This window comes from Mesorhizobium sp. M0514, from assembly GCF_040321145.1.
In the GTDB taxonomy this organism is placed as follows: domain Bacteria; phylum Pseudomonadota; class Alphaproteobacteria; order Rhizobiales; family Rhizobiaceae; genus Mesorhizobium.
Window position 1 is genome coordinate 33127 of the sequence record NZ_JAMYQZ010000030.1, and the last position, 25412, is coordinate 58538.

At 63.6% G+C, this 25412-nt stretch carries 22 protein-coding genes and 1 pseudogene; 14 read left to right on the top strand and 9 right to left on the bottom strand.

The features are described 5' to 3' along the window. The first annotated feature begins 8 nt into the window (after positions 1–8). From ftsZ to NKI61_RS14770, 6 genes are all read left to right on the top strand, one after another. On the top strand, positions 9–1667 hold the full coding sequence (gene ftsZ / locus NKI61_RS14745; protein ID WP_023705548.1) for a cell division protein FtsZ: 1659 nt from the start codon (positions 9–11) through the stop codon (positions 1665–1667). Positions 1668–1938: 271 nt separating this feature from the next. Beyond that, on the top strand, positions 1939–2886 hold the full coding sequence (lpxC, locus tag NKI61_RS14750) for a UDP-3-O-acyl-N-acetylglucosamine deacetylase (protein WP_023668283.1): 948 nt from the start codon (positions 1939–1941) through the stop codon (positions 2884–2886). A 263-nt stretch (positions 2887–3149) separates the two neighbouring features. Then, positions 3150–4019, top strand: a complete 870-nt coding sequence (locus tag NKI61_RS14755; RefSeq protein WP_023668284.1) for an outer membrane protein assembly factor BamD — start codon at positions 3150–3152, stop codon at positions 4017–4019. Between the two features lie 219 nt (positions 4020–4238). Then, positions 4239–5912 carry a DNA repair protein RecN gene (gene recN / locus NKI61_RS14760; RefSeq protein WP_352672864.1) on the top strand — a complete coding sequence of 558 codons (1674 nt, stop codon included), beginning with the start codon at positions 4239–4241 and terminating at the stop codon, positions 5910–5912. A 111-nt stretch (positions 5913–6023) separates the two neighbouring features. Beyond that, a complete protein-coding gene (gene ligA, locus NKI61_RS14765) occupies positions 6024–8228 on the top strand; it encodes an NAD-dependent DNA ligase LigA (RefSeq protein WP_352839905.1) in 2205 nt (734 codons plus the stop codon). Next, the gene (locus tag NKI61_RS14770) at positions 8225–8920 is read left to right on the top strand and encodes a DUF2461 domain-containing protein (RefSeq protein WP_023741694.1); all 696 of its coding nucleotides are present in this window, start codon (positions 8225–8227) and stop codon (positions 8918–8920) included. Before ligA ends, NKI61_RS14770 begins: the two co-directional genes overlap by 4 nt. A 20-nt stretch (positions 8921–8940) precedes the next feature. Here NKI61_RS14770 and NKI61_RS14775 read toward each other — a convergent pair whose 3' ends face one another. Continuing rightward, a complete protein-coding gene (locus tag NKI61_RS14775; RefSeq protein WP_023741693.1) occupies positions 8941–9699 on the bottom strand; it encodes an SDR family NAD(P)-dependent oxidoreductase in 759 nt (252 codons plus the stop codon). A gap of 112 nt (positions 9700–9811) precedes the next feature. On the opposite strand from NKI61_RS14775, the gene NKI61_RS14780 reads away from it, so the two are divergent. Both NKI61_RS14780 and NKI61_RS14785 read left to right on the top strand, forming a co-directional pair. Then, positions 9812–10540, top strand: a complete 729-nt coding sequence (locus NKI61_RS14780) for an AzlC family ABC transporter permease (RefSeq protein WP_023741692.1) — start codon at positions 9812–9814, stop codon at positions 10538–10540. Then, positions 10537–10833, top strand: coding sequence for an AzlD family protein (locus NKI61_RS14785; RefSeq protein ID WP_023712443.1), 297 nt, complete (start codon positions 10537–10539; stop codon positions 10831–10833). The genes NKI61_RS14780 and NKI61_RS14785 overlap by 4 nt, the downstream gene beginning before the upstream one ends. A 153-nt stretch (positions 10834–10986) precedes the next feature. Here the strand turns inward: NKI61_RS14785 and NKI61_RS14790 are convergent, their stop codons facing one another. The 3 genes from NKI61_RS14790 to NKI61_RS14800 form a co-directional block, all read right to left on the bottom strand. Continuing rightward, entirely contained in the window at positions 10987–12831 is a 1845-nt protein-coding gene (locus tag NKI61_RS14790) for an aminopeptidase P family protein (RefSeq protein ID WP_352768082.1), read from the bottom strand. A gap of 107 nt (positions 12832–12938) precedes the next feature. Continuing rightward, positions 12939–13811 (bottom strand): 50S ribosomal protein L11 methyltransferase, encoded by an 873-nt coding sequence (locus tag NKI61_RS14795; protein WP_352655762.1) that lies wholly within the window; start codon positions 13809–13811, stop codon positions 12939–12941. Positions 13812–13893: 82 nt separating this feature from the next. Then, positions 13894–14469, bottom strand: coding sequence for an SCO family protein (locus NKI61_RS14800; RefSeq protein ID WP_352839922.1), 576 nt, complete (start codon positions 14467–14469; stop codon positions 13894–13896). A 236-nt stretch (positions 14470–14705) separates the two neighbouring features. Here NKI61_RS14800 and NKI61_RS14805 point away from each other — a divergent pair, with 236 nt between their 5' ends. The 3 genes from NKI61_RS14805 to NKI61_RS14815 all read left to right on the top strand — a co-directional run bounded on the left by NKI61_RS14805 (position 14706) and on the right by NKI61_RS14815 (position 16786). After that, positions 14706–15224, top strand: coding sequence for a CreA family protein (locus tag NKI61_RS14805; RefSeq protein ID WP_031203217.1), 519 nt, complete (start codon positions 14706–14708; stop codon positions 15222–15224). A 106-nt stretch (positions 15225–15330) separates the two neighbouring features. Then, the gene (locus NKI61_RS14810) at positions 15331–15972 is read left to right on the top strand and encodes an LbetaH domain-containing protein (protein WP_023699599.1); all 642 of its coding nucleotides are present in this window, start codon (positions 15331–15333) and stop codon (positions 15970–15972) included. A 382-nt stretch (positions 15973–16354) separates the two neighbouring features. Continuing rightward, entirely contained in the window at positions 16355–16786 is a 432-nt protein-coding gene (locus NKI61_RS14815; RefSeq protein ID WP_023750938.1) for a low affinity iron permease family protein, read from the top strand. Positions 16787–16812: 26 nt separating this feature from the next. Here NKI61_RS14815 and NKI61_RS14820 read toward each other — a convergent pair. Continuing rightward, positions 16813–17678 (bottom strand): annotated as a pseudogene (locus tag NKI61_RS14820) (SDR family NAD(P)-dependent oxidoreductase). A gap of 132 nt (positions 17679–17810) precedes the next feature. Between NKI61_RS14820 and NKI61_RS14825 the strand changes: the two are divergent. After that, entirely contained in the window at positions 17811–18092 is a 282-nt protein-coding gene (locus tag NKI61_RS14825) for a hypothetical protein (RefSeq protein ID WP_023668298.1), read from the top strand. A 12-nt stretch (positions 18093–18104) separates the two neighbouring features. Here NKI61_RS14825 and NKI61_RS14830 read toward each other — a convergent pair whose 3' ends face one another. Then, on the bottom strand, positions 18105–18680 hold the full coding sequence (locus NKI61_RS14830) for a TMEM175 family protein (protein WP_023682120.1): 576 nt from the start codon (positions 18678–18680) through the stop codon (positions 18105–18107). Between the two features lie 153 nt (positions 18681–18833). Here NKI61_RS14830 and NKI61_RS14835 point away from each other — a divergent pair, with 153 nt between their 5' ends. After that, entirely contained in the window at positions 18834–20042 is a 1209-nt protein-coding gene (locus NKI61_RS14835; RefSeq protein ID WP_352839909.1) for an MFS transporter, read from the top strand. Between the two features lie 3 nt (positions 20043–20045). Here NKI61_RS14835 and NKI61_RS14840 read toward each other — a convergent pair whose 3' ends face one another. Then, positions 20046–21518, bottom strand: a complete 1473-nt coding sequence (locus NKI61_RS14840; protein WP_023826608.1) for an MATE family efflux transporter — start codon at positions 21516–21518, stop codon at positions 20046–20048. 176 nt (positions 21519–21694) lie between these two features. Here NKI61_RS14840 and NKI61_RS14845 point away from each other — a divergent pair, with 176 nt between their 5' ends. Continuing rightward, positions 21695–22489 carry a L,D-transpeptidase gene (locus NKI61_RS14845; protein ID WP_352839911.1) on the top strand — a complete coding sequence of 265 codons (795 nt, stop codon included), beginning with the start codon at positions 21695–21697 and terminating at the stop codon, positions 22487–22489. Positions 22490–22567: 78 nt separating this feature from the next. Here the strand turns inward: NKI61_RS14845 and NKI61_RS14850 are convergent, their stop codons facing one another. Continuing rightward, on the bottom strand, positions 22568–24043 hold the full coding sequence (locus NKI61_RS14850; protein WP_352839913.1) for an esterase-like activity of phytase family protein: 1476 nt from the start codon (positions 24041–24043) through the stop codon (positions 22568–22570). A 161-nt stretch (positions 24044–24204) separates the two neighbouring features. Further along, the gene (locus tag NKI61_RS14855) at positions 24205–25230 is read right to left on the bottom strand and encodes a LacI family DNA-binding transcriptional regulator (protein WP_023697001.1); all 1026 of its coding nucleotides are present in this window, start codon (positions 25228–25230) and stop codon (positions 24205–24207) included. Positions 25231–25412: the final 182 nt, after the last annotated feature.

The following is a 25412-nucleotide window of genomic DNA, read 5'->3' on the forward strand; positions in this document are numbered from 1 at the left end:
CGGAGACAATGACGATCAATCTGCAAAAGCCGGACATCACCGAGCTCAAGCCGCGGATCACCGTATTCGGTGTCGGCGGCGGCGGCGGCAATGCCGTCAACAACATGATCACCGCGGGCTTGCGCGGTGTCGAGTTCGTCGTGGCCAACACCGATGCACAGGCGCTGACCATGTCGAAGGCCGAGCGGCTGATCCAGCTCGGCGCGCATGTCACCGAGGGGCTCGGCGCCGGCTCGCAGCCTGAAGTGGGCCGTGCGGCGGCGGAAGAGTGCATCGATGAGATCATCGATCATCTCTCCAACACCCATATGTGCTTCGTCACCGCCGGTATGGGTGGCGGCACCGGAACCGGTGCGGCTCCCGTGGTTGCCCGCGCGGCGCGCGAACGGGGTATCCTCACCGTCGGCGTCGTCACCAAGCCGTTCCATTTCGAAGGCCAGCGCCGCATGAAGACGGCGGATCTCGGCATCGAGGAGCTGCAGAAATGTGTCGATACCCTGATCGTCATCCCCAACCAGAACCTGTTCCGGCTGGCCAATGACAAGACCACCTTTGCCGACGCCTTCGCCATGGCCGACCAGGTGCTCTACTCCGGTGTTGCCTGCATCACCGACCTGATGGTCAAGGAAGGTCTGATCAATCTCGACTTCGCCGACGTGCGTTCGGTGATGCGCGAAATGGGCAAGGCGATGATGGGCACCGGCGAAGCTTCGGGCGAGGGCCGCGCGATGGCCGCCGCCGAGGCGGCGATCGCCAATCCGTTGCTCGACGAGACCTCGATGAGGGGCGCCAAGGGCCTGCTGATCTCGATCACCGGCGGCCGCGACCTAACCCTGTTCGAAGTCGACGAGGCCGCGACCCGCATCCGCGAGGAAGTCGATCAGGACGCCAACATCATCCTCGGCGCCACCTTCGACGAGGAACTCGAAGGCGTCATCCGCGTCTCGGTGGTCGCCACCGGCATCGACAAATCGGCAGCTGAAATTGCCGCGGCGCCGATCTCGATCCGGGCCGTACCGCCGCAGCAGAAGCCGGTCAGCCGCCCAGCGGCTCCGGGGGCGGAAGGCCGTCCGGCACCGGTCCAGCAGCAGACCTATGAGCAGCGCGCGGCCGATCCGGTGGCCGAGGCGATCCAGCTTGCCGAGGCCAATGCGGCGGCAATGGCTCGTCCGGCGCCGATGGCCCAGGCGGAAGATTTCCGCCCGCAGAGCAAGATCTTCCAGGCCCCGCCTGCCCAGCCGCAGCCTGTCGTGCAGCAGGTGATGCAACCGGCGCCGATGCGGGAAATGCCGCAGCCGGTGGCTGCCGCACCGCAGCGCATGCCGCGGGTGGAGGATTTTCCGCCGGTGGTGCGGGCCGAGGTGGAAGCCAAGGGCCGTCCGGCCGACCATGAAAACAGCGGGCCGATGGGGCTGCTCAAGCGGCTGACCAACGGGCTGACGCGCCGCGAAGAAGAGCCGGCCCGGTTGCAGCCGGCACAGCCGCGCGAACCGAAACTGCGCCAGGCGGCGCCGGAAATGCGCCGCCTTGCCAGCCAGGATCCGCAGCTTTACGCGCCGCGCCGCGGCCAGCTCGACGATCAGGGCCGGTTGACGCCGCAGACCAGGTCGACCCAGGAAGACGACCAGCTGGAGATACCGGCTTTCCTGCGCCGCCAGGCCAACTGAGCCGTTAACGGTATGTAACACTTGTTAACAGGCAGACGAGAGATTGTCTGCCTGTTAACGTTTAAAGTGGTTTAATAACAAGGCGTTACGATGTGACGCTCAAGGTCTGTCGCGGTTACACAGAGTAAGAAACCGTGATTTGGAGTCTCCCTGACAGACCATTATCTTTGCCGCAGCACTTTCGGTGTGCTGGGATTCGGGGAAGTGGCCCTGCCTGCCGATAAAAAAGAGCCGCGCCTTTTGGGTTAAAGCGGACTTAGGCGTTTGGGCTATGGGGTTTGTCTTGCAAGACTATCAGACGACACTGAAATCGCGTGCAACGCTGACCGGTACCGGCGTTCACAGCGGCAAACCGGTCACCGTCAATTTCCTCCCTGCGGACGCCGACACCGGCGTGCTCTTCCACCTTTCGAACGGAAGCGAGAGCCGCGAGTTCCGCGCGCTGGTTGCTGAAGTCGGCGCGACCGATCTCTGCACCATGCTCGGCGATCCGGCAGGCGAGCATATCGCCACCGTCGAACATCTGATGGCGACGCTTTTCGGGCTCGGCATCGACAACATCGTCATCGAGATCGACGGTCATGAGGTTCCGATCCTCGATGGCAGTGCGGTGGCGTTCGTGGAAGCCATCGACCAAGCCGGCATCGAGACGCTGGCGGTCAAGCGCCGCTACATCAGGGTGGTCAAGCCCGTCCGCATCGAGAATGGCGCGTCCTGGGCCGAGTTCAGGCCCTATAGCGGCACGCGCTTCGAGGTCGAGATCGATTTCGAAAGCCCGGCGATCGGCCGCCAGCTATTCGCCTCCGACATCAACCCCGACATCTTTCGCCAGGATATCGCGCGCGCCCGCACCTTCGGCTTCATGAAGGATGTCGAGCGGCTGTGGGCGGCCGGCTATGCGCTGGGCTCCTCGCTGGAGAACTCGCTGGTGATCGGCGACGACAACCGGGTGATCAACATGGGCGGCCTGCGCTACCCCAATGAGTTCGCTCGCCACAAGACGATGGACGCGATGGGCGATCTGGCGCTGGCCGGCGCCCGTTTCATCGGTTGCTTCCGCTCCTATCGCGGCGGTCACCGGATGAATGCGGCTGCTTTGCGGCGGCTTCTGTCCGACCGTTCGGCCTTCGAGGTCGTCGAGACCACGCGCCGCGAGCGCGGCCGCACCGCCGAGATGAGCGCCGTCACCGGCCCTGTCTTTGCGCCCTGGGTGATCTGATTCTTAACGATTTTCTGGCTTTCTGAACGCTGGCCGGTGTTGCACGAAAGCATCACCGGCCAGTGAAAGTGCGTAGCATTCGGGGCAACACCAAGCCGCCACAAAAATGTGCGATTGGCTAGACATAGCGTTGCTGGGCAAGGCAGTTATGGTTTATGGCTGCTGCCGTCTGTTAGGCGCATGTCGCTCAAAAGTGGGGATCAGTTTTGAGGGAACGCCATGCGAAAGGCATTGAACTAACGCCGAAAGGGCGCAATCCAATCATGTTCTTCAAGCGAGTTGGTCAATCGAAAGCGCCGTATCGGGCTGTTTTCCTGGCGCTTTCGGTGGTTGTGCCATCGCTCTTCCTCTCGGCCTGCATGTCGTCCGAGAAAGACGTCGACCTGTCGACCTATGTCGACCAGACCGAACCGGCCGACGTCCTTTACAATCAAGGCCTTGCCAATCTCAATGCCGGCCGCCTGGATGAGGCGAGCAAGAAGTTCGACGCCGTCGACCGCCAGCACCCCTATTCGGAATTCGCCCGCAAATCGATGGTGATGGGCGCCTTCGCCGACTATCGCGCCGGCCGTTATGACGAAGCGATCGGCTCGGCCAAGCGCTATCTCACGCTCTATCCGTCGACCGACGACGCGGCTTACGCCCAGTATATTATCGGGCTGAGCTACTACAAGCAGATCAAGGACGTCACCCAAGATCAGAAGGAAGCACGCCAGACCGTGCAGACGATGCAGGATCTGGTGACGCGCTGGCCGACGTCGGAATATGTCGACGACGCCAAGGAAAAGATCCGTTTCGCCAACGACCAGCTGGCCGGCAAAGAGATGCAGATCGGCCGCTATTATCTCGAGCGGCGCGAATACATTGCTGCCGTCAAGCGCTTCCGCAACGTGGTCGAGAACTATTCCAACACCCGCCATGTCGAAGAGGCGCTGGCGCGTCTGGCCGAAAGCTACTACGCGATGGGCTTGACCTCGGAAGCGCAAACCGCCGCTGCGGTGCTCGGCACCAATTATCCCGACAGCCAATGGTACAAGGATACCTACAAGCTGTTGCAGAGCAACGGGCTTGAGCCGCGCGAGAATGCCGGATCGTGGATATCCAAGGCCGGCAAGCTGATCACCGGCGCCTGACGCCCGAGCATCGACTGAGGCGGAACGCGCTTTTCGGATTGATCCGACGCTCAAACAAAAAGATAGTGCGGCGCTGCGACTCCATCGGTCGCAAGCCGCTTCACCAGCGGTTCAGTGGTTTAATTGAGGCGCTGAACCGTCCTAACTTTTTGTTGTACGCAATTCCGGACGGAAAACCGCTACGCACTTTTCCTGGAATTGCTTGAGGTCCAGGTTCTGATGCTTTCCAGACTGTCGATCCGCGATATCGTCCTGATCGAGAAGCTGGATATCGACTTCCAGCCCGGCCTTTCCGTGCTGACCGGTGAAACCGGCGCCGGCAAATCCATCCTTCTCGACGCGCTGTCGCTGGCGCTTGGCGCGCGCGGCGACGCCTCGCTGGTGCGCCACGGAGCTGCCCAGGGCCAGGTCATTGCCGTCTTCGATGTGCCGCGCAACCACCCGGTGCGCGCGCTGCTGGCCGAAAACGCCATCGAGGATGACGGCGACATCATCCTACGCCGGCTGCAGACCGCGGATGGCCGCACCCGTGTCTTCGTCAACGACCAGCCATCCAGCGTCACCCTGATGCGCGACATAGGCCACGCGCTGGTCGAGATCCACGGCCAGCATGACGAGCGCGCTCTGGTCGATCCCGGCGCCCATCGCGAATTGCTGGACAGTTTTGGCGGCCATCTCGGCGCCGCCCGCGCGACCGGCGAGGCGTGGCGCTACTGGCGCGGCGCCGAGCAGGAGTTTGCCAGGCACCGCGCCAAGGTCGAGGCAGCGGCGCGCGAGGCCGATTATCTCAGGGCCTCGGTGGCGGAACTGGCAAAGCTCGATCCGCAGCCCGGCGAAGAGACGCAACTGGCCGAATTGCGCGCCACGATGATGCGGGCCGAAAAGATCGCCTCGGAAATACACGATGCGCAGGATGTGCTGTCAGGCCCGTCCTCGCCACTGCCGCAACTGGCCAGTTTGCTCAGGCGCCTGCAGCGCAAGGCCAGCGAAGCGCCGGGCCTGCTCGAGGATGTGGTGAAGTCGCTGGATGAGGCGATGCTGTCGCTGGATGCCGCGCAATCGGGCGTCGAGGCGGCATTGCGCGCCACCGAATACGACCCGCAGCGGCTGGAGAAGGCGGAAGAGCGGCTGTTTTCGTTGCGCGCGGCGTCACGCAAGCACAGTGTCGCTGTCGACGATCTGGCGCAACTGCGCGACACCATGTTGGCCGACCTTGCCGATCTCGATGCCGGCGAGGGGCGCCTGCATGTCCTGGAAAAGCAGGCCGCGGCGGCGCGCGAGGCCTACGATATCTCCGCAGCCCAGCTGTCCTCGCTTCGCCACGCCGCCGCGGTCGGCCTGACCAAGGCTGTGATGGCCGAATTGCCGGCGCTGAAGCTGGAACGGGCTGAGTTCATCGTCGAACTGGCCAGCGATGGCGAGAACCGCATGGAAGAAGGCATCGACCAGGTCGAGTTCTGGGTGCGCACCAATCCCGGCACCAGGCCTGGGCCGATGATGAAGGTCGCCTCGGGCGGCGAGCTGTCGCGCTTCCTGCTGGCGCTCAAGGTGGCGCTGGCCGACCGTGGCTCGGCGCCGACATTGGTCTTCGACGAGATCGACACCGGGGTCGGCGGCGCCGTGGCCGATGCGATCGGCCAAAGGCTGGCCAGGCTGTCGAAGCGCGTGCAGGTGCTGTCGGTCACGCATGCTCCGCAAGTGGCGGCACGTGCTGCGACGCATTTCCTGATTTCCAAATCCGGCGGCTCGGACAGGGTCGCTACCGGTATCGCCGAAATGGACCGGGCCGCGCGCCAGGAAGAGATTGCACGCATGCTGGCCGGCGCCACCATCACCGAAGAGGCGCGCGCAGCCGCCGAACGGCTGCTGCGCGAAAATATTGCTGCAGCGTAGTCGTCGCAAGGCTTTCGGACTGAGTCAGGATATGGCTCCATCCCGCTGTTCAGGAATGCTTTTTCCGAAATCCTGATTTATGGTGTCGCGCCACTGTCCAGGGACCGCTGCATGTCTGAAAAACCAGTCGAATCGTTGAGCGAAAGCGAAGCCGCGGATGAGCTCCAGCGGCTGGCCGAGGAGATCGCCGGTCATGACAGGCGCTATCATGCCGAGGACGCGCCGACGATTACGGACGCGGAATATGACGCGCTGCGGCGGCGCAATCTTGCCATCGAGGAGCGCTTTCCCGGTCTGGTGCGCGAGGATTCGCCCTCGCTGCGGGTCGGCGCCGCGCCGGCGGAGGGCTTTGCCAAGGTGCGCCATGCGGTGCCGATGCTCAGCCTCGCCAAGGCCTATACAGACGAGGACGTCACCGATTTCATCGAGCGTGGCCGGCGCTTCTTCGACCGCGACAAGGATCTCGACATTGCGTTTACGGCCGAGCCGAAGATCGACGGCCTGTCGGCGTCGCTGCGCTATGAACGCGGCGTGTTCGTGCAGGGTGCTACGCGCGGCGACGGCGCTGTCGGCGAAGACATCACCGCCAATCTCAGGACCATCGCCGACATCCCCGCCAAGCTCAAAGGATCGGGCTGGCCCGAGACCATCGAGATCCGCGGCGAAGTCTACATGACCTATGCGGAATTCGAGGCACTGAAGGCCCGCTCGGCGGCGGTGGGCGGCCAGGACTATGTCAATCCGCGCAATACCGCGGCCGGCTCACTGCGACAGAAGGATGCGTCCGTCACCGCCAGCCGCAATCTTAAGTTTTTTGCCTATGCCTGGGGCTACACGACAGCGGATCCGGCGCCGACCCAATATGATTCGGTGCAGAAATTCGCCGAATGGGGGTTCAAGGTCAGCCCGCTGATGGTGCGGGCGAAGTCGGTCGAGGAGCTGATCGCGCACTACCACAAGATCGAGGAGCTGCGTTCGTCGCTCGGCTACGACATCGACGGTGTCGTCTACAAGGTCGACCAGCTGGAATTGCAGCGTCGCTGGGGCTTTGTCACCGGCGAGCCGCGCTGGGCCGTTGCGCACAAATTCCCGGCCGAACAGGCGATGACGACGGTGCAGAAGATCGATATCCAGGTCGGTCGTACCGGCACGCTGGCGCCGGTGGCGCGGCTGGCGCCCGTCACGGTCGGCGGCGTGGTGGTCGAAAACGTCACGCTGCACAATGAGGACTACATCAAAGGCTTCGACAGCAACGGCCTGCCGATTCGCGACGGCATCGATGTCCGCATCGGTGACACGGTTGTCATACAACGGGCGGGCGATGTCATTCCGCAGATCGTCAGCGTGGTCGTCGACAAGCGGCCGGCTGATGCGGTGCCTTACGAATTCCCGCACATTTGTCCGGTCTGCGGCTCGCCGGCGACGCGCGAAATCAACGAAAAGACCGGCAAGGAGGATTCGCGCCGGCGCTGCACCGGCGAGCTGATTTGCGCTGCCCAGGCTGTGGAGCGGCTGCGTCATTTCGTGTCGCGCGGCGCGCTCGACATCGAGGGTCTGGGCGCCGAGAATATCGACCTGTTCTTCAATTCGGGACTGGTCAAGACCGCCGCCGATATCTTCACCCTCAGGGATCGCCGCCCGGGCGTCACCAGGGCGCTGGCCGAGCGGCGCGAGGAGCAGGCCAGGCAGCGCGAGGCGGCATCGGGCAAGGCGCGCAAGAATGTGCGCGGTGTCGAGGACCGCAATTATGAAGGCCTCGACAAGCTGTTCGCGGCCATCGATTCGCGCCGCGAGCCGGAGCTCGACCGCTTCATCTTCGCACTCGGCATCCGCCATATCGGCGAAACGACGGCGGCCGTGCTTGCGCGGACGTTTTCGACCATCGAGGAGCTGATCCGCGTGGGCAAGGAAACGGCGGCGGCTGAGGATCCGCACAGCGTCTTCCCCTCCATCAACGGCATTGGCGACACGGTGATCGATGCGTTGCGCGATTTCTTCGGCAATGAACGCAATGACGACGTGCTCGACAGACTGCTCGAACAGGTCAAGCCGAAGCCGTATGTCGTCACCGTGTCGGCCGACAGCGAGGTTGCCGGCAAGACCATCGTCTTCACCGGCACGCTGGAAAAGATGACACGCTCCGAAGCCAAGGCGATGGCCGAACGGCTCGGCGCCAAGGTGGCGGGTTCGGTGTCGGCGAAGACCGATCTGCTGGTGGCCGGGCCGGGCGCCGGCTCCAAACTGAAGCAGGCCAGCGAACTCGGCGTCGAAGTCATCGACGAGGACACCTGGCTGCAACGGGTCGGCAAGGCATGACCGCCGGTTCGTTCAAAGGGTTCGGGCAAAAGGCCATACCGTTCCTGAAGGCGCTCGACTTCCACCAGAGCCGCGAATGGTTCCAGGAAAACCGCGCGCTTTACGACAGCGAGTTGCATGAGCCGTTCTGCGATCTGGTCGAGACGCTGACCGAGCGCTTCGCGGCGGCGGGTCTGGGCTTGCGCGGTGACCGCAAGAAGTCACTGTTTCGCATCAACCGCGACGTGCGCTTCGCCAAGGACAAGCGGCCCTACAACCAGCATTTGTCGGCCATGCTGTCGCCGGATGGCACCAAGATGGAGCAGGGCGTGTTCTTCGTCTATGTCGGGATCGACCGCTGCTTTGCCGATGTCGCCTGGTGGAATCCGGAGCCGTCCCTGCTGCTGGCGATGCGCAAGGCGATCGTCGCCCGGCCGGCCGAGTTCCGAAAACTGCTTTCAACCCTTAGGAAAAACGGCTTCGAACTCGAAACCGAGGGCCGCATGAAGCGCACGCCGCGCGGCTTCGAGCAGGTCAACGAACCCGATCTTGTCGACGCCATCCGCAACCGGCACTTCTATGTCCAGCACATGATCGATCCGGCTGGAATTCACGCGCCGACGCTGGTCGACGAGCTTGTCGATTTCGCCTTGCGCGCCAAGCCGCTGCTCGACTGGGGCAGGGCGATCCAGGGCACGGCACCGCGGAGCTAAATCAGCCCCGCGCTGCACGGCTACATCCGCATCAAAAGCCCACCGTCGACTGCCAATTCGATGCCGGTGATGTAGCTTGCCGCATCGGAAAGCAGGAAGAGCGTGGCATTGGCCATGTCCTGCGGCGTGCCGATGCGGCCGAGCGGCGCATAATTGGCAACGGCCGCGCGTTTCTCCTCGGTGTCCCAGCGCGCCTGCAGCGGCGTCAACGCCATGCCCGGGCAGATCGAATTGGAGCGGATGCCATCGCCCGCCAACTGCATGGCGAGCGACTTCGACAGCGCACAGACGCCGGCCTTCGATGCCTGGTAGGCATCCTGCGGGGTCGGATCGCCGCGATACCACTGGATGGTGGAGAAGTGCACCATGGCGCCGCCGCGTCCGCCGGCCCGCATATGCGGAACCACCGCCCGCGCGGTGTGGACGAAGGATTTCAGATTGATGTTGAAGACCTGGTCCCAGACATCAAGGTCCATCTCGAGGGCCGACTTGTCGCGGCCGAACCAGAGCACGCCTGCGACATTGGCGAGATAATCGATGCCGCCGCACTTGCGGCCCGCGGCGTTGATGGTCTGCTCGACAAAGGCGGCGTCGGTGAGGTCGCCCTGGGCAAAGGTGAGCCGGTCGTCATAGGCGGCAAGCGACGCCGGACGCGGCTTGACGTCGATGGCGGTGACCGAGGCGCCGGCCTCGAGCAGCGCCAGCGAGATCGCCTCGCCCATACCGCCACCGGCGCCGGTGACGACCGCGTGCCTGCCGGTGAAATCATAAGCGATCATCCGAACCCCTCATTTTTTACAACATCAGTTTCGCTGATTTGTTGGCTCAAGCGAATTCGTCTGACTTTTCAAACGCCGGCTCCTACATAGCAGCGCGAGATGGGAATGTGACATGTCGGCAGAGACCTTAAGCGAAAATTCTGTGGCCAGCGACTTCTGGGACGGCGTGCGGCTGTCGATGCCGGTGGTTGTCGCCGCGGCGCCATTTGGGCTGCTGTTCGGCGCCATCGCCGTCGACAACGGCTTTTCCGTTCTCGAAGCTTTTTTAATGAGCGCGCTGATCTTCGGCGGCGCCAGCCAGATGGTAGGCATCGAATTGTTCGGCCAGCATGTCGCGCCATGGCTGGTCGTGCTGTCGATCTTCGCGGTAAACTTCCGCCACGTGCTTTACTCCGCCAGCATCGGCCGGCGAATCGCGCACTGGCCGGTTATCAGCCAAGCGCTGGGCTATTTCGTGCTCACCGATCCGCAGTTCGCGGTGGCCGAGCGCAGGGCCGAAGCCGGCGAGACCGTCGGTTTTGCCTGGTACATGGGCCTTGGCCTGCCGGTCTATGTGTTCTGGGGGATTGAAAGCGCGTTGGGCGCGGTGTTCGGCAAGCTGATCCCCGACACGCATGCGCTGGGCATCGATTTCCTGCTGCCGATCTATTTCCTCGGGCTGGTCATGGGCTTTCGCAACCGGCCGCTGTGGCTGCCGGTGGTGATCGCCAGCGCCGCCGCATCGATCATTGCCTACAAAACTGTGGGCTCGCCCTGGCACGTCTCCATCGGCGCCGTTGCCGGCGTGCTTCTGGCCGTCATCCTGCCGCCGCACCATAGCGGTGTGGAGGCAAAACGATGAGCGCGACCTTGTGGATCATCATTGCCGGCGCGATCGCCACCTATCTCACCCGCGTCGGCGGCCATCTGGTGATCTCGCGCTTCGACCACATCCATCCACGCGTTGAGGCCGGCTTGAACGCCGTGCCGGCGGCGGTGCTGACGACGCTGGTGGCGCCCGCCGCACTCAGCGCCGGACCGGCGGAATGGGCGGCACTGGTCGTCGCCGCTGTGGTCTCGCTGCGCGCCGGCCTGATGGCGATGTTTCTGGCCGGGGCGGTGGTGCTGATCCTCGCGCGGCAGTTTGTGGCATAGGGCGCCTGCCGGCACAACAGTTCCGAACTGTCGGCGCTGCCCTCATTGCTCTGCCGGGCGTTCGTCACTCGAAAGCCAAGCAATTGGCTTTTCGTCCGCTTCGCGGACCGCTCCTCACCTCCCCGTATAGTGACGGGGAGAAAGAAGCTCATTTCAGATCTTGGCGTCGTGCGGCAGCGGCGCTGTTGCCTTCTCCAGCCAGGCCAGCGTCTCGCCGTCGAGCATCGGGCCGATCTCGGCCAGCACCCAGGCATGGTAAGTATCCAGCCAGTGCAACTCCTCGCGCGTCAGCAGGTCGGTGCGGATCAGCCTGATATCGATCGGCGCCAGTGTCAGCGTCTCGAAACCGTGCATGGCGATGTCGCCGCCTTCAACTTGTTCGGCCGGCGTCACCAGGATCAGGTTCTCGATGCGGATGCCGTAGGAGCCTTCCTTGTAATAGCCGGGCTCGTTGGAGAGCATCATGCCGGCCAGCAGCTTTTCGGTGCCGGTGCGGGCGATGCGCTGCGGCCCTTCATGCACGGCCAGATACGAGCCGACGCCGTGGCCGGTGCCGTGGGCAAAGTCGCAGCCATGCTTCCACAGCGCCATGCGCGCCACCGCGTCGATTTCCGAGCCGCGCGTGCCGGCGGGAAAGCGCAGCGTGGAAATGCCGATCATACCTTTCAGCACCAGTGTGAAGCGCTCGCGCATCTCCTCGGTCGGCTGGCCGATCGGCACCGTGCGGGTGATGTCGGTGGTGCCGTCCTGATACTGGGCGCCGGAATCGAGCAGGAACAGCTCGCCCTTTGTCAGCTTGCGATTGGTGGCGCGCGACACACGGTAGTGCATGATGGCGCCGTTCGGCCCGGCGCCGGAAATGGTGTCGAAGGAGACGTCGCGCAGCGGCATCTGCGTTTCCTCGCCGGTCTGCCGGCGCGTTTCCTCCAGCTTGGTGACAACGGTTATTTCGTCGAGCGTGCCCGGCTTCTGCCGTTCCAGCCAGCACAGCAGTTTCGCCACCGCCGCCCCGTCTCGGCGGTGCGCGGCGCGGCTGCCAGCGATTTCCGCCTGGTTCTTCGTGGCGCGCGGAATGCGGGCGGGATCGGCTGCTGAAACCAATGTGCCGCCATTGTCCTCGACCAGCATTTTGAGCTTTTCCGCCGCCAGCACCGGATCGAGCGCGATCTTGGCGCCGCCCTTGGCAAGGGCTGCGACCGCCGCTTCGAACTCGCCGGGTTCGTGCAGATCGGCGAGTTGGGTGAGATAGGCGGCGACCGTGCGCGAAAACTTGCGCTGGTCCATGAACAGCTGGTGCTTGCCATCTGCTGCAAGGATCGCAAAGCCGAGCGCCAGCGGCGTGTGCGGCACGTCGCCACCACGGATGTTGAAGGCCCAGGCGATCGAGGAGGGGTCGGTGAGCACGGCGTGCGTCGCGCCCTCCTTACCGATTGCCGCCGCCAGCCGCGCCAGCTTGTCCTTGGCGAGTTCCCCGGCAAAGCCGATCGGGTGGATTTCGACCGGCGCCACGGGCGGCGCCGGCTGATCCTTCCAGATGATGTCGATCGGGTTCCTGTCGAGCGGCACCGGCGTCGCGCCGGATTGCTCGGCCGAGGTTTTCAGCGCCTTGACCTCAGCGATCGTGTGCAGCCAGGGGTCGAAGCCAAGCCTGGCGCCCTTGCCGAGATTGTCCTTGATCCAGGAGGCCGGCGGGTTGTCGACGAGACTCTCGATTGCAAAAATGTCGAGATCGACTTCGTGGCGCACTTGCAAGGTATAGCGGCCATCGACGAACATGAAGGCGCGGTCACGCTGCACAAGTGCTACGCCGGCCGAGCCGCTAAAGCCGGTCAACCATTTCAGCCGCGCCGAGCGATCGGCGACATATTCGCCCTGGTGCTCGTCCGCGCGCGGCACCAGGAAACCGTCGAGGCCATTATCCGCCAGCCATCGCCGCAGCAACGTCACGCGCGGCTTGCCGACGCTGGGGTCGCCTGCGGAATCGAAGGTCTGGAACATGGTATGCCTCCTGTATCGGGCGCGACCGTAGCGCATGACCCGGAAAAACCGGAATCGATTTTCGCCAATCGCAAACAGGCTCGGATTGGTCCAAAGCGCGTTGCGTCTCAGTGCTTGAGGTGGATCGTTACCCAGCCTTCGCGATGCAAGGTCCTGACATGCCGGAAATTCTGGCCGACATAGGCCGAGATCACCGCATTGCACTGGCGCTCGAGGATGCCGGACAGCACGATCGAGCCGCCGAGACTGATGTGCCTGGCCATCTCAGGCGCCAGCCGCATCAGCGGTCGCGCCAATATGTTGGCGACGATGAGATCGAAAGGCGCACGCTTGCCGAAGATCGGGTGGTGGAAGCCGGGCGCCGTCACCGTTTCGACCAGCGCCTTGACGTGGTTGAGGCGGGCGTTGGCGGCGGCGACCCTGACGGCGATCGGATCGATGTCGGTCGCCAGCACCGGAATATGCGCCAGTTTGGCGACGGCGATCGCCAGCACCGCGCTGCCGGTGCCGAGGTCGAGGGCATTCCTGGGACGTTCGCGGCGCACGACCCGCTCCAGCATTTCGAGGCAGCCGGCCGTGGTGCCGTGATGGCCGGTGCCGAAGGCAAGGCCGGCCTCGATCTCGATGGCCAGTTCGCCGCTGTGGCGCTTCCTGCGGTCATGCGCGCCATGGACGAAGAAACGTCCGGCGCGCACCGGCTTCAGTCCCTCCAGCGAGCGCGCCACCCAATCGATGTCGGGCAAAACCTCGCGCTCGATCGGCTTCGACAGGGACAGTCCGGCGAGGCTGTCCCTTAGCCGCGCCTCAACCGCGTCGACATTGCCGTCGGTGTAGAGCGAAACCTCGTAGATGTCGCGGTCTTCATCGACTTCGAGCACGGCGATCGGCAGGCCTTCATCCTCGAAAGCCGGTTCGAGCGCGGCAAAGATGCGGTCGGCCTCGACCTTCCCGGCGATGAAGTGGAGCCTGGTCTGACCCATCAGCTGGTCTCTTGCTTGAGCATGATCTCTGGACAACACTTTTCTGTCCGAGAAAACCGGATTCCACATTTAGGGATCATGCCTAGCCTGCCGCCAGCCGCTTCAGCTTGGCGATCGCGGTATCGGCGCTTTCGCCATAGGCTATGGTGCCCGAAAACTCGCCCTTGGCATTGAGCAGCAGCGCCGAGGCCGTGTGGTCCATCGTGTAATCGCCGTCGCCGGTGTCGACCTTCTTCCAGTAGATGTTGAAGGACTTCGCCATGGCGTGCACCTTGTCGGGATCGCCCGATATGCCGACGATGCGGTCGGAGAAATTGCTGACGTAAGTGTTCATCACCGGCGGCGTGTCGCGCTCTGGATCGACTGTAACGAAGTAGGCGTTGAGGTTCTTGCCGTCGTCCCCCAGCGCCTTCAGCCAGCCGGCCATTTCGAACAAAGTGGTCGGGCAGACTTCCGGGCAATGGGTGAAGCCGAAGAAGACGATGCTGGGTTTTCCCCTGAAGGCGGCTTCGGTGATTGGCGCGCCTTTCTGGTCGACCAGCGTGAATGGCGCGCCATACGGTTCGCCACTCTGGAAAGGCCTGTGCGACAAGACGGTCATTGCACCGAGCCCGGCGACCATCGCAACGATGATACCAACAAGGATAAAGCGCATCAGAGGGGACGCGTCGCTGTACATCTAGCGTGCTGCCTTTGAACTGAAGAGCGACGAAAAATGCGGGTCCAAAGACGACGACATGCTGAGTGCCCTCCAATTTCATGACGAGCAGACCATAATGCTCAAGATCGCTTTGGCAAAGATGCCGCGTTGCCGCAACCGGGCTGAGCGCTACCTTGCAAACAGCTGGCCCTTATCCCACCTGAGACCGGCAAACCGAACCTGAGGAGGCTCCCTTGCAAAGACGGACCGGGCAGAGACGGATTGGGCAGAAACTGATCGGCGGCACGCTGGCCGCATGCCTTGCCCTTTGCGCCGGTGCCGCCGCGGCAGAGGAGGTCGGCAAGGTTGGCGTCGATTGGGTCGGCAACGACATCATCGTCGAGGCGATCAAGGATCCCAAGATCGACGGCGTGACCTGCCATGTCTCCTATTTCGAGCGCAGCGTCATCGACCGGCTGCACAAGGGCAACTGGTTCGAGGATCCGTCTGATTCCTCGATCTCCTGCCGCCAGACCGGGCCGATCACCATCGGCGACATCGACATGAGCGAGGGCGGCGAAGAGGTGTTCAAGCAAGGCATCAGCCTGATCTGGAAGAAGCAGGTGGTGAACCGCATCTACGACAAGAAGAACGAGACGCTGATCTATCTCTCGCATTCGCGCCAGGTGCAGGACGGCTCGGCGAAAATGTCGGTGACGACCGTGCCGCTGTTCGGCCAGAACGTGGTGTGGACCGGCGGCAAGCCGAAATAGCGGATCCTGTGTCAGCGCAATTGCTCTGACGGACGGTTGGCCCCCTTGCGGGGCCAATCGCCACGCGACAATTGCTTCCGCAATTGCGCGGGGGTAAATCCGCCAGATGGACCGTACCGAAAACCTCGTCCTGAAAGATCCGGAGCCGCGCATCCATCCGACCGCGGAGCTGAAAGCGTGCAAGCTTGGCCGCTATGCCTCGATCGGCGAACGGGTGGTGCTGCGCGAGGTCAATGTCGGCGATTTCTCCTATTTCGAGCGCCACGCCGAGGCGATCTACACGACGATCGGAAAATTCTGCTCGATCGCCGCCAACAGCCGCATCAATGCGCTGGAGCATCCGATCGAGCGGATCACGCAGCACAAGCTCAGTTACCGGCCGAACGAGTATTTCCGCTGGCTGGGCGTCGACGCGGCGTTCCGCGCGCGGCGGCAGGCCAAGGCGGTCGGCATCGGCAATGATGTCTGGATCGGCCATGGCGCCGTCATCATGCCCGAGATCAGCATCGGCAATGGCGCCATCATCGGCGCCAATTCGGTGGTGACGCGGGATGTGCCGGCCTACACAATCGTCGCCGGCGTACCGGCGAAGCCGTTGCGCATGCGCTTTCCCTCCGAGATCGCGGCGCGGATCGAAAGCCTTGCCTGGTGGGACTGGCCGCCGGAGAAACTCGCCAAAGCGGTTCCCGACATGCAGGCCTTGCCGATTGAGGATTTCCTCGATCGTTGGGAGCAAGAGCATTCCTGAGAGCTCGCCGCGCGTGCGCGGTTTCATCGACTGGCTGGCCGAAATCCTGGCGCCAAAATTCTGAACGGCACGTGTCGGGAAGAGTTCCGCCGGTCTGCGGCAACGCAACGGACCCCTTCCGCCATGCGGGGGTGGCGCAGCGGAAGGGGCTTGGAGACAAATCCGCCGTGAAGCGGAACGAACAGGTTTTGGCCTGCATGGTGACTAATGGCAACAAACCGATAAGGCGGCTTTTCACGGCGCTGCGCCTTTGGCGTGCATACAATTGCACCAGCGATGCCCTCTGCGACAGGGAACCGGAAGCGGCTGCCGGTTGTTTATTGTTGGAGCGATGAATGCGGCCTTGGTCAGCTCGTCGCGCTTTGAACGGTTGAGGATGTGAATGATCGAAAAGCTGTTTACCAGAATCGCCAACACCGTTTCGCACTTGGCGGGCCTGCCGCCGACTTTCATCGCCTGTTGCGCCATCGTTATCGTCTGGGCGGTAAGCGGGCCATTCTTCGGCTTCTCCGATACGTGGCAGCTCGTCATCAACACGGGAACGACGATCATCACCTTTTTGATGGTGTTCCTGATTCAGAACACCCAGAACCGCGACGGCGCCGCGGTTCAGGCCAAGCTCGACGAACTGATCCGCGTCAGCGAGGGCCACAATCATTTCATCGGCATCGAGCACCTGACCGAATCCGAGGTCGAGGAGATCAGAGACAAATGCGAGCGGGCGGCAAAACGCCATGACCACGAGCTCGCCGAACTGGCGGGCAAGAAGGCCGTCGCGCAAAAGCGCACCGCGAAAAAACGCGCGCCCGCCTGAGTCTCGGCTTTGGCTGAGTTCGACGATCAGTTTCCCATAAAGGCCGCGAAAGCGTCCTTATGGTCGGGGTGCCAGCGCGAGAGAGCAGGCCGGTTCTCGATGATGTCGCCGATCGCCCAGGCCATGCGCTTTTCATCGGTCGGCCGCATCACCTCATTGTCGGGGCACAGGATGTAGAAGTCCCCACGCGCCAGCGAAGCCAGCATGAAGTCGACCACCTGCTCGCCGGTCCAGGCGCCAGCCGGTTTTTCGACCGCTCCTTCGGTGAGGCCGGTGAAGGTGAAGCCGGGAATGAGAAGATGCGCCGCGACCTTCGCGCCCGGCTCGTTGCGCAATGCGTGCGCCAGCCCTTCGGTGAACGTCTTCAATGCCGATTTGGAGACGTTGTAGGCGAGATTGCCGGGTGGCGTGGTGATGCCTTGCTTGGAGCCGGTGTTGATGATCAGGCCCGGCTCTCCGGAGGCCAGCATGGCCGGCGCAAAGGCCTCGACGCCATGTACGACGCCCCAGAAATTGATGTCGATCAGCCGCTTCCAGGCGTCGCCGTTCTGCCACGGTTTTCCCGGATTGTTGCCGACACCGGCATTGTTCATCAGCAGCGATGCGGTCCGAAAGCGGCATGCGTCTTTTCCGCCAGCCGGCCGAGTTCGTCGGCCTTCGAGACGTCTGTGGCGACGGCAAGCACGGCATTCTCGCCGGCGATCGCGGCGACTGCCTGGCGGGCCGCATCGAGGCGCGCGCCGCCAATGTCGGCCAGCACCAGTCTCATGCCCATAGCCGCCAGCCTTTTGGCAGCGGCAAGCCCGATGCCGCTGGCGCCCCCGGTGATGACGGCGACGTTGCCTCGGCTGAGGGCGGGCAAAGCGGATTGGATTTCGGCGTCGGAGGTCATGATCTTTTTCCTAGGGTTCGGGTGGCGCCGAACTTAGCGCGGGACGCGCATCGTGCAAGGCCGTCCCGCGTGTTCGGGTTGACCGCATCAACGGCGGCTGTGCATGCTGCTGCCGAACAGGGAGACTGCCGATTGACCGACTGGGTAGCGATTCTGAAGGAGCAGACCGCCACCGGCGACCAGATGGGCCGCGAGGTGCCACAGATGCTTGCCAATCCGGACATAAGCGAAGCGCAGGTGAAGACCTTGTTTTCGGCACTCGAAAAACAGGCCGAGTTCGTCGAGAAATTGCGCATGGCGCTGGAAAAATTCGGCCATGATTTTTCGATCATCAAGGCGGCCGAGCGGCTGGAGGAGCGCTATGCCGACCTTGCGGCGTCGGTTGCCGAAAAGCTGAAGGCGATGCGCAAGTAGACGCGTCCTACGCTACTTTTCCAGCACCCGCGAAAAACGCGTGTCCGGCACGAACCAGACGGCGGCCACCAGCACGAAGATCGCAACGCCGATCCATTGGTTGACGAAGGCAAGCGGGACGGCGGCGGCGTAGAGGGCCACCGAGATCTTGCCCTTGCGGTCATTGCCCAGCGCCTTGGCGAAGGCGGTGTCATTGCCGTGCAAATGGTGCAGCTTGGTGGCGAGAAAGGTGTAGGCGACCGCGCACAGCACCAGGTCGATGCCATAGACGGCGACGGGGACCGGCGCGAAATGGTTCTCGCCCATGAAGGCCGTCGTTGCCGGCATCAGCGACAGCCAGAACAGAAGGTTGAGGTTGGCCCACAGCACGCGGCCGTCGACCCTTTGGACGGTGTGGAACATGTTGTGCAGATTGTTCCAGTAGATACCGACATTGATGAACGACAAGACATAGCTGAAAAAGATCGGCCACAGAGGCAGAAGCGCTGAAAAATCCTCCCCATGCGGCACTTTCAGCTCCAGCACCATGATGGTGATGATGATGGCGACCACCCCATCGGTGAATGCCTCGACTCTACCTTTTCCCATGGATTCTCCCTCTCGATGGAAAGACGTTAAGCGAGGACTTCGGGCAAGACCATCCTGACAAGGTTGTCAGGATGAAGTTCGGCGCGTGGAACGGCCATCCTTACATGGACGTTGGGGCGCAATTGGGCGTTGGGCGATTAGCCGGAGGTTGCCATGACCAGCTATGCCGAGACCATAACGCGCGACAATGGACTCGATGGCCGGCCCGCGATGGCCGCGGTTGCCGCCATGATCGCCGCTCTGTTCGCCGGCAGCACGGTGCTGACGCCGCTTTACGTCATCTACAAGCAGGCCTTCGGTTTCTCGCAGATCACGCTGACGCTGGTCTACGCTGTCTATGTCGTCGGCAATCTCGGCGCATTGCTGATGTTCGGGCGCTTGTCCGACGGCATTGGCCGCCGTCCAGCGGCGCTGGCGTCGATGGCCATAGCGGTGGTCAGCGCGGTGGTGTTCCTGCTGGCCGAGAATGTTGCATGGCTCGATGTCGCCCGCATATTGAGCGGCCTTGGCATCGGCGTCGGCGCGGGAACCGGCACGGCCTGGCTTGCCGAATTGATCGAGGGTAAGGACAAATCGCGCGCGGCAATCATCGCCACCAGCACCAACTTCGTTGGCCTTGGCCTCGGCGCGCTGGCATCGGGCCTGCTCGCCGAATATGCGCCCTGGCCGTTGAGACTAACGTTTGCGGTCTATCTTGCCTTGCTGGTGGTGGTGACGCTGCTGATCTGGCGTACCCGCGAAACCGTGTCCCGGCCGGGCAGGCTGGTCGACGTTTCGTTGCGGCCACGGCTATCGGTGCCGAGCGATATCCGCGCTGCCTTCGTGGCGCCGGCGGTCACCGGTTTCGGCGCCATGGCGCTGGTCGGCTTCTATGCAGCCCTGGCGCCGAGCATCCTGGCGCAGCAGCTGCATGTGGCCAACCATGCCGAGGCTGGCGGGCTGTTCTTTGAACTGTCGATCGTTGCGGCCGCGACCATTCTGGCCACGACCCGACTGTCCAGTCGCGCCGGCATGCTGGCCGCGCTGGCGCTGATGATCCCGGCCGTAGGGCTGATGGTTGCTGCTCAGTTTTTCGCGTCGATGTCCCTGATGGTTGCCGCCACCGCTGTGTGCGGCGTGGCGGCGGCGCTCGGCTATCGCGGCGGCCTGCAGGTGGTGAACCAGATCGCACCTGCCGAGCGTCGCGCCGAATTGGTGTCGGCGTTCTTCATCTGCTGCTTCTGCGGCAATGCGCTGCCGGTGATCGGCATTGGGCTGCTGTCGAGTTGGGCCACTCCGACGACGGCAAGCCTGGCCTTCGCCGGCATGATCACGCTGTTCTCTGTCGTAGCGCTGGGGTTCGGCGTCAAATACGCGCGCTGAGCCTCACCCGTTTGGCGTCCCGGGCGCCATGTTTGCCCGTCCGCGCGGGATGCCGAGGCCGGTGTCGGGCGGCTCGCCGGCGGCCGGCCGGTCCTCGATCATGTGCATGGTGCGCCAGCGGCCGAAGCGATAATAGGCGGCGGCCAGCACCAGCGAGGTGATCGATCCCGCCGGAAAACTCCACCACAGCGCTTCCTCGCCGATGTAGCTCCTGAAGAAGTAGGCAAAGCCGGTACGCACGACCATCACGGAAATCACCAGAATGATCAGCGGCGGCATCACGGCACCGGTGGCGCGCACGGTCGCGAACAGCACGATGGTGACGCCGAACAGGATGAACGACCAGGACGCCACCTTGTTGATGTGGGCTGCAATGTCGATTGCGGTGCTGTCCCCGCTAAGGAACAGGCCGAGTACCGGCCTGTCGAAGAAGAACAGCAGCGCCACCAGGGCGCCGGTGAGCACCAGGTTGAAGCCGACGCCGGACGCCGCGATGCGACCTATGCGGTCCCACCGCCCTGCGCCGACATTCTGGGCCGCCATCGACGAGACTGCGGCGCCGATCGCCAGTGCAGGCATCTGGATATAGGTCCACAGCTGCGCCGCGATGCCATAGGCGGCGGCGACCTGCGAGCCGTAGGAGTTGACGATGCCCATCACGGTCAGCGCCGCCGCCGAAATGACGATCATCTGCAGGCCCATCGGCACGCCCTTGAAAACGACGATCCTGAGCAGCGCCGGATCCGGCCGCAGCAGAGCGAGGTTCGCGCCGGCGAGCCGCAACGGATGCTTTCTGGCATAAAGCACGACGAGGATGGCGATCACGCTCACCGTCTGGCCGATCAGCGTCGAGGTGGCGGAGCCGGCGATGCCGAGCTCGGGGAAGGGGCCGATGCCGCGAATGAGCAGCGGATTGAGGATGATGTCGAGCACGACGGCGAGCGCCATGAAGAAGAATGGCGTGCGCGAATCACCCGCACCGCGCAGCACCGTCATGACGAAGGACAGAAGATTCATCATCGGCACGGCGACGAAGATGATGCGCAGATAGGAGCGCGCCAGCGGCAGCGCATCGGGCGGGGTGCCCAGTGTGTTGAGGATAGCTTCGACCCAGATCCAGCCGCAGACGGCGAAGATAGCCGAGACGAGGAAGAAGAAGCTGGCGCTGGTGCCGACGATGCGCCGCGCCTCGGGCAGGTCGCGGGCGCCGACCGATTGCGCCACCAGGATGGTGGCGGCCATGCCGATGCCGAACACGGTGCCAAGAATCAGGAACAGCACCAGATTGGCGTTTGAGGTCGCCGTCAGCGCCGATTCACCGAGGAAGCGGCCGACCCAGACGGCGTTGATCGAACCGTTGAGCGACTGCAGCACATTGGAACCGAGCACCGGAAGCGCGAACAACAGCAGCGTGCGAGGGATTGGGCCGCTGGTGAGATCGCCGGTGCGCCGGCGCGGGGGTATTTTTTCGTCCATGGGCTGTTCGGCGAAGGTTCATCTCAAAGTCCGCCCGGCAATGATCGCCGATTTAACGGACAAGGTCGATGCGGCATCGGAACATCACGCTTAACGCGGCTGAGGCGATCAGGTTCTCAAAGCTTGCGTAATGGGCTATGGGTCATCGCCGCGAGGGGCCGCAAACCGGGGGGATCATGTCCGACAATCCATTATTTTCTGAGCGCCTGAATAGGCGCGCGTTTCTGGGAGCATCCACTTTGGGTGCCGCTGCCATGGCACTTTCGGCCTGCACAACCACTGATGTGGCAGTACCGCCGACGCCGGCGCCGGCACCCGCACCCGAGCCCGCTTTCGGCGATGCCGCCACCATGTATTCGGCGCGCGTCGATGAGGGCTTTTCATTGCCGGCAATCCCCGTCGCCAAGCTCGATCCGAAATTCGTGCGCCAGATCGTGGACGATCCGACCGGCGAAAAACCCGGCACGATCGTCGTCGATACATCCGAGCATTTTCTCTATCTGGTGCGCGACGGCGGCAAGGCAATGCGCTATGGCGTCAGCCTCGGCAAGGCCGGGTTTGGCTGGACCGGCAGCGCCGTGATCCAGGCGCGCAAGAAATGGCCGGTGTGGACGCCGCCGCCGGAAATGATCCAGCGCCGGCCGGAACTGGCGAAATACAAGGACGGCATGCCGCCCGGACCGCAGAGTCCGCTCGGCGCGCGCGCGCTCTATCTGTTCCGCGACGGCAAGGACACGATGTACCGGCTGCACGGCACGCCGGAATGGGATTCCATCGGCAAGAACGCGTCGTCGGGCTGCGTGCGCTTCATGAACCAGGACATTATCGACCTCTACAGCCGGGTCAACGGCGTAGCCCAGGTCTATGTGCGCCCGAACCTGTCGGCCGCAGGCAAGATCATGGCCGTGTCGAGCCGGACCGCCGAGCCGATCGATGCCGGCGTGCCAAGGGATGCGGAGATTTTGAAATAGGTGCCTTCACGGCATCGCTGATCGCCGACAAACGTTTAGAGGCGGACGCGCCGGGCGCGTCCGCCTTTCCGTAAACGGCTACTTCTTGGCGAGGCCCGGAAGCGTGACCTGATAGACCAGGAACATGGTGTCGACATCGGCGCCGTCGTCGGCCTTGTAGGGCGCGCCGACCTGAAAACCGTCCTGGGTGAGAAAGTCGTTATCGTTGCCGACGAACAGGAAATAGTCGTCGGGCAGCGCCGGATCGAGCAGGCTGACCACAGACATTGCTTCCCACTTCTCCGAGAGATTGTTCTTGTCGTTCGGCTTGCCGTCATGCAGGCCGAAACGGCCGAGTTCCTTGTTGTCGTTGATGTCAATGAACGGCGTCAGCTTGGCCGGGGTCACCGAGGGGTCGAGCACGCCCTTGGGCGCCAGCGGCTTGTCGGCGGCATCGAAGGCGCCGCCGGCAATGTCGGTGGCGCCAGAGACGTCGACGACGAAAATCTGGCGCAGCAGCGAAGTATCGCCCTTCACCCCCTGGCCGTTTCCGCTGTCGCGCGCCAGCATCAGGAAGGTCTTGTCGGACAGCGCCACGATTTCGCTCTGCGCGGCGACCTTGGTCTTGTCCTTGGCGTCCTTGAACACCGGCAGCGGCACGGCATATTCATGCACCAGCTTGAGATGGGCCGGGTCGGAGGCGTCGTAGACCAGCGCGCGGGTGTTCTGGCGCGTCGCGGGCGAATCGCCGCCATCCTGGCGGGGCGCCGACTGCAGCACAGTGATCAGCGACTTGCCGTCCGGCGTCAGCGCCATGCCTTCGAGGCCTTGATTGTTCTGGCGGCCGGTTTCGGGATCCTTCGGATCGGGTTCGGCTGCACCGGGGCCCGGATTGTCGGAGGCGAAGTTCGGCGCGCCCTTGCGCATCGGCACCAAAGCGGCGGGCGGCTGCGTTGCCGACAACAGATGGCCGTCGGCCGAGAAGCGGTAGATGTTGGGGCCGTATTCGTCAGAGATGAACATGGTGCCGTCGGGCAGCCGCGCGATCGCCTCATTGTCGAGCGCCAGCTTGCCATTGGCCTCGGGCAGGATCGGCAGGTCGCCATTGGCCGCGCGCACGCCGTTGAGCGGATCGAGGCCGGTGGCGTCAGCGCCCTTGTCGTCGGTGAGGAGCAGGGAATCGGCAAGCGTCGCCTTGACGCTTGTCTGTTCCTGGCCGGAGGTGGGCGTGGCGCCCAGTGCGGTCGGCGTGAATTCGATATGAATAGTGTTGAGGCGCGGCCGGTAATCGGTGGTGCCGACGACATTGTAGCCACGGTCCGGCAGCAACCAGAGCGAGCCCTTGTAGCCGTCCGCGCCACGGGTCCAGCTTGCGGCGTCGATGGACATGCCGGAGCCGGAGCCGAAGGTCTCGCCGAACTTGTCCTTCTGATCGGCCGGGATGCGGCCGACGCCGACCAGGCCCTTGTTGACGAAGCCGCCAACGGTGGCGGTGCTGTCGGCAAGGGCAGGGGTCAGGGCGGTAAACAGCGCCAGCGCGGCGCCGAGCGACACGGTTCGGTGCGAGATTTTCATGGAGATCCTTTTTGTGACAAGCCTTGAGCGGCGCAAAGGGGCCACCGCATCGCATCGACGATGTCGCCCTCTCGCAAAGCGGTCTAGGACGCGAACATGATACTTGCGTGACAGAGAGGGCCTCTTCCTTCTCCCTTGTAGGAGAGGGAAGAGCGCAATGATCAATCGCTGTCGCGGGCGATCAGTTCCAGCGGCCAGACTTCGCGGATGATGCGCGGACCTTCCGGGCCGGCAAAGGCGGGAAGCGAGGCCAGCAGCATTTCGGCCAGCCGCCGGCCCATCGGCTCCAGCGACGGACGGAAGGCGGTCAGCGCCGGCGAGAAATAACGGCAGAGCGGCGTGTCGACGATGACGATCACCGCGATGTCGTGGCCGGGCCTGATGCCCATCTCGGCCAGTGCCTTGCAGCCGCCGAGCGCCATTGCGTCATTGTTGAAGATGATGGCTGTGGGCCGGTCCTTGGAGAGCATCACGCGCGGCGTCACCTGGTAGCCTCCGGCCTCGTTGATGAAGCCGTCGGCGATCAGGCCGGGGTCGACTTCGATGCCATGCCGCCCCAGCGCCTTGCGGTAGCCGTCGAGGAACAGGTAGCCGAAGTTGAGATCCAGCGAAGGGCGGATGGCGGCAATGCGGCGGTGGCCGCGCGCGACCAGCCGGTCGACGGCTTCATCACCCGCCCTCTCGAAATCGATATCGAGCGAAGGATAGGTGTCGTCGCCGGATTGACTTCGGCCAAGCGTGGCGAAGGGAAAGCCAGCCTTGCTGAGATAGTCGATCCGATCGTCTTCCCGCCGTGTATTGGCCAACACGACCGCGTCGGCTCGGCGCGTCTCAACCACGCGGCGCAGCCTCTCCTGCTGATATTGGCCGGGCTCGCCCATGACGACCATCAGATCCAGGTCATCCTCGGCCAGTCGGCCCTGCAGACCGATCAGGAACGGGATGAAGAACGGTTCGCCATATTGCTGGTCGCCCGGATGCGGCTGCAGCATGAAGGCGATCGAATGGGTGGTGCCTTGCCGCAGACTGCGGCCGGACTGGTTGGGCGAATAGTTCAATTGCTTGGCGGCGGCGAGCACGCGCTGGCGGGTGTCGGCATTGACGTCGGCGCGGCCGTTCAGCGCCCGCGACACGGTGCCGATCGAAATGTTCAGGTGACGCGCAAGGTCATGGATGCTGGACGCCAAGGACAGTTCTCCCCCTGTCTTGGCTAGCACCGGCTGCCGCCCAGGCCAAGGCTTCGGGATGATTTTCGCTGGCAGCCGATTGACATTCTACGCCATCGGGTGTGTTCTCGTAAACGTTTACGGAGAAACGTTTACGGTGATGCCGGAAATGCCGTGACATTCGGTCTGGAGGGACCGGACGG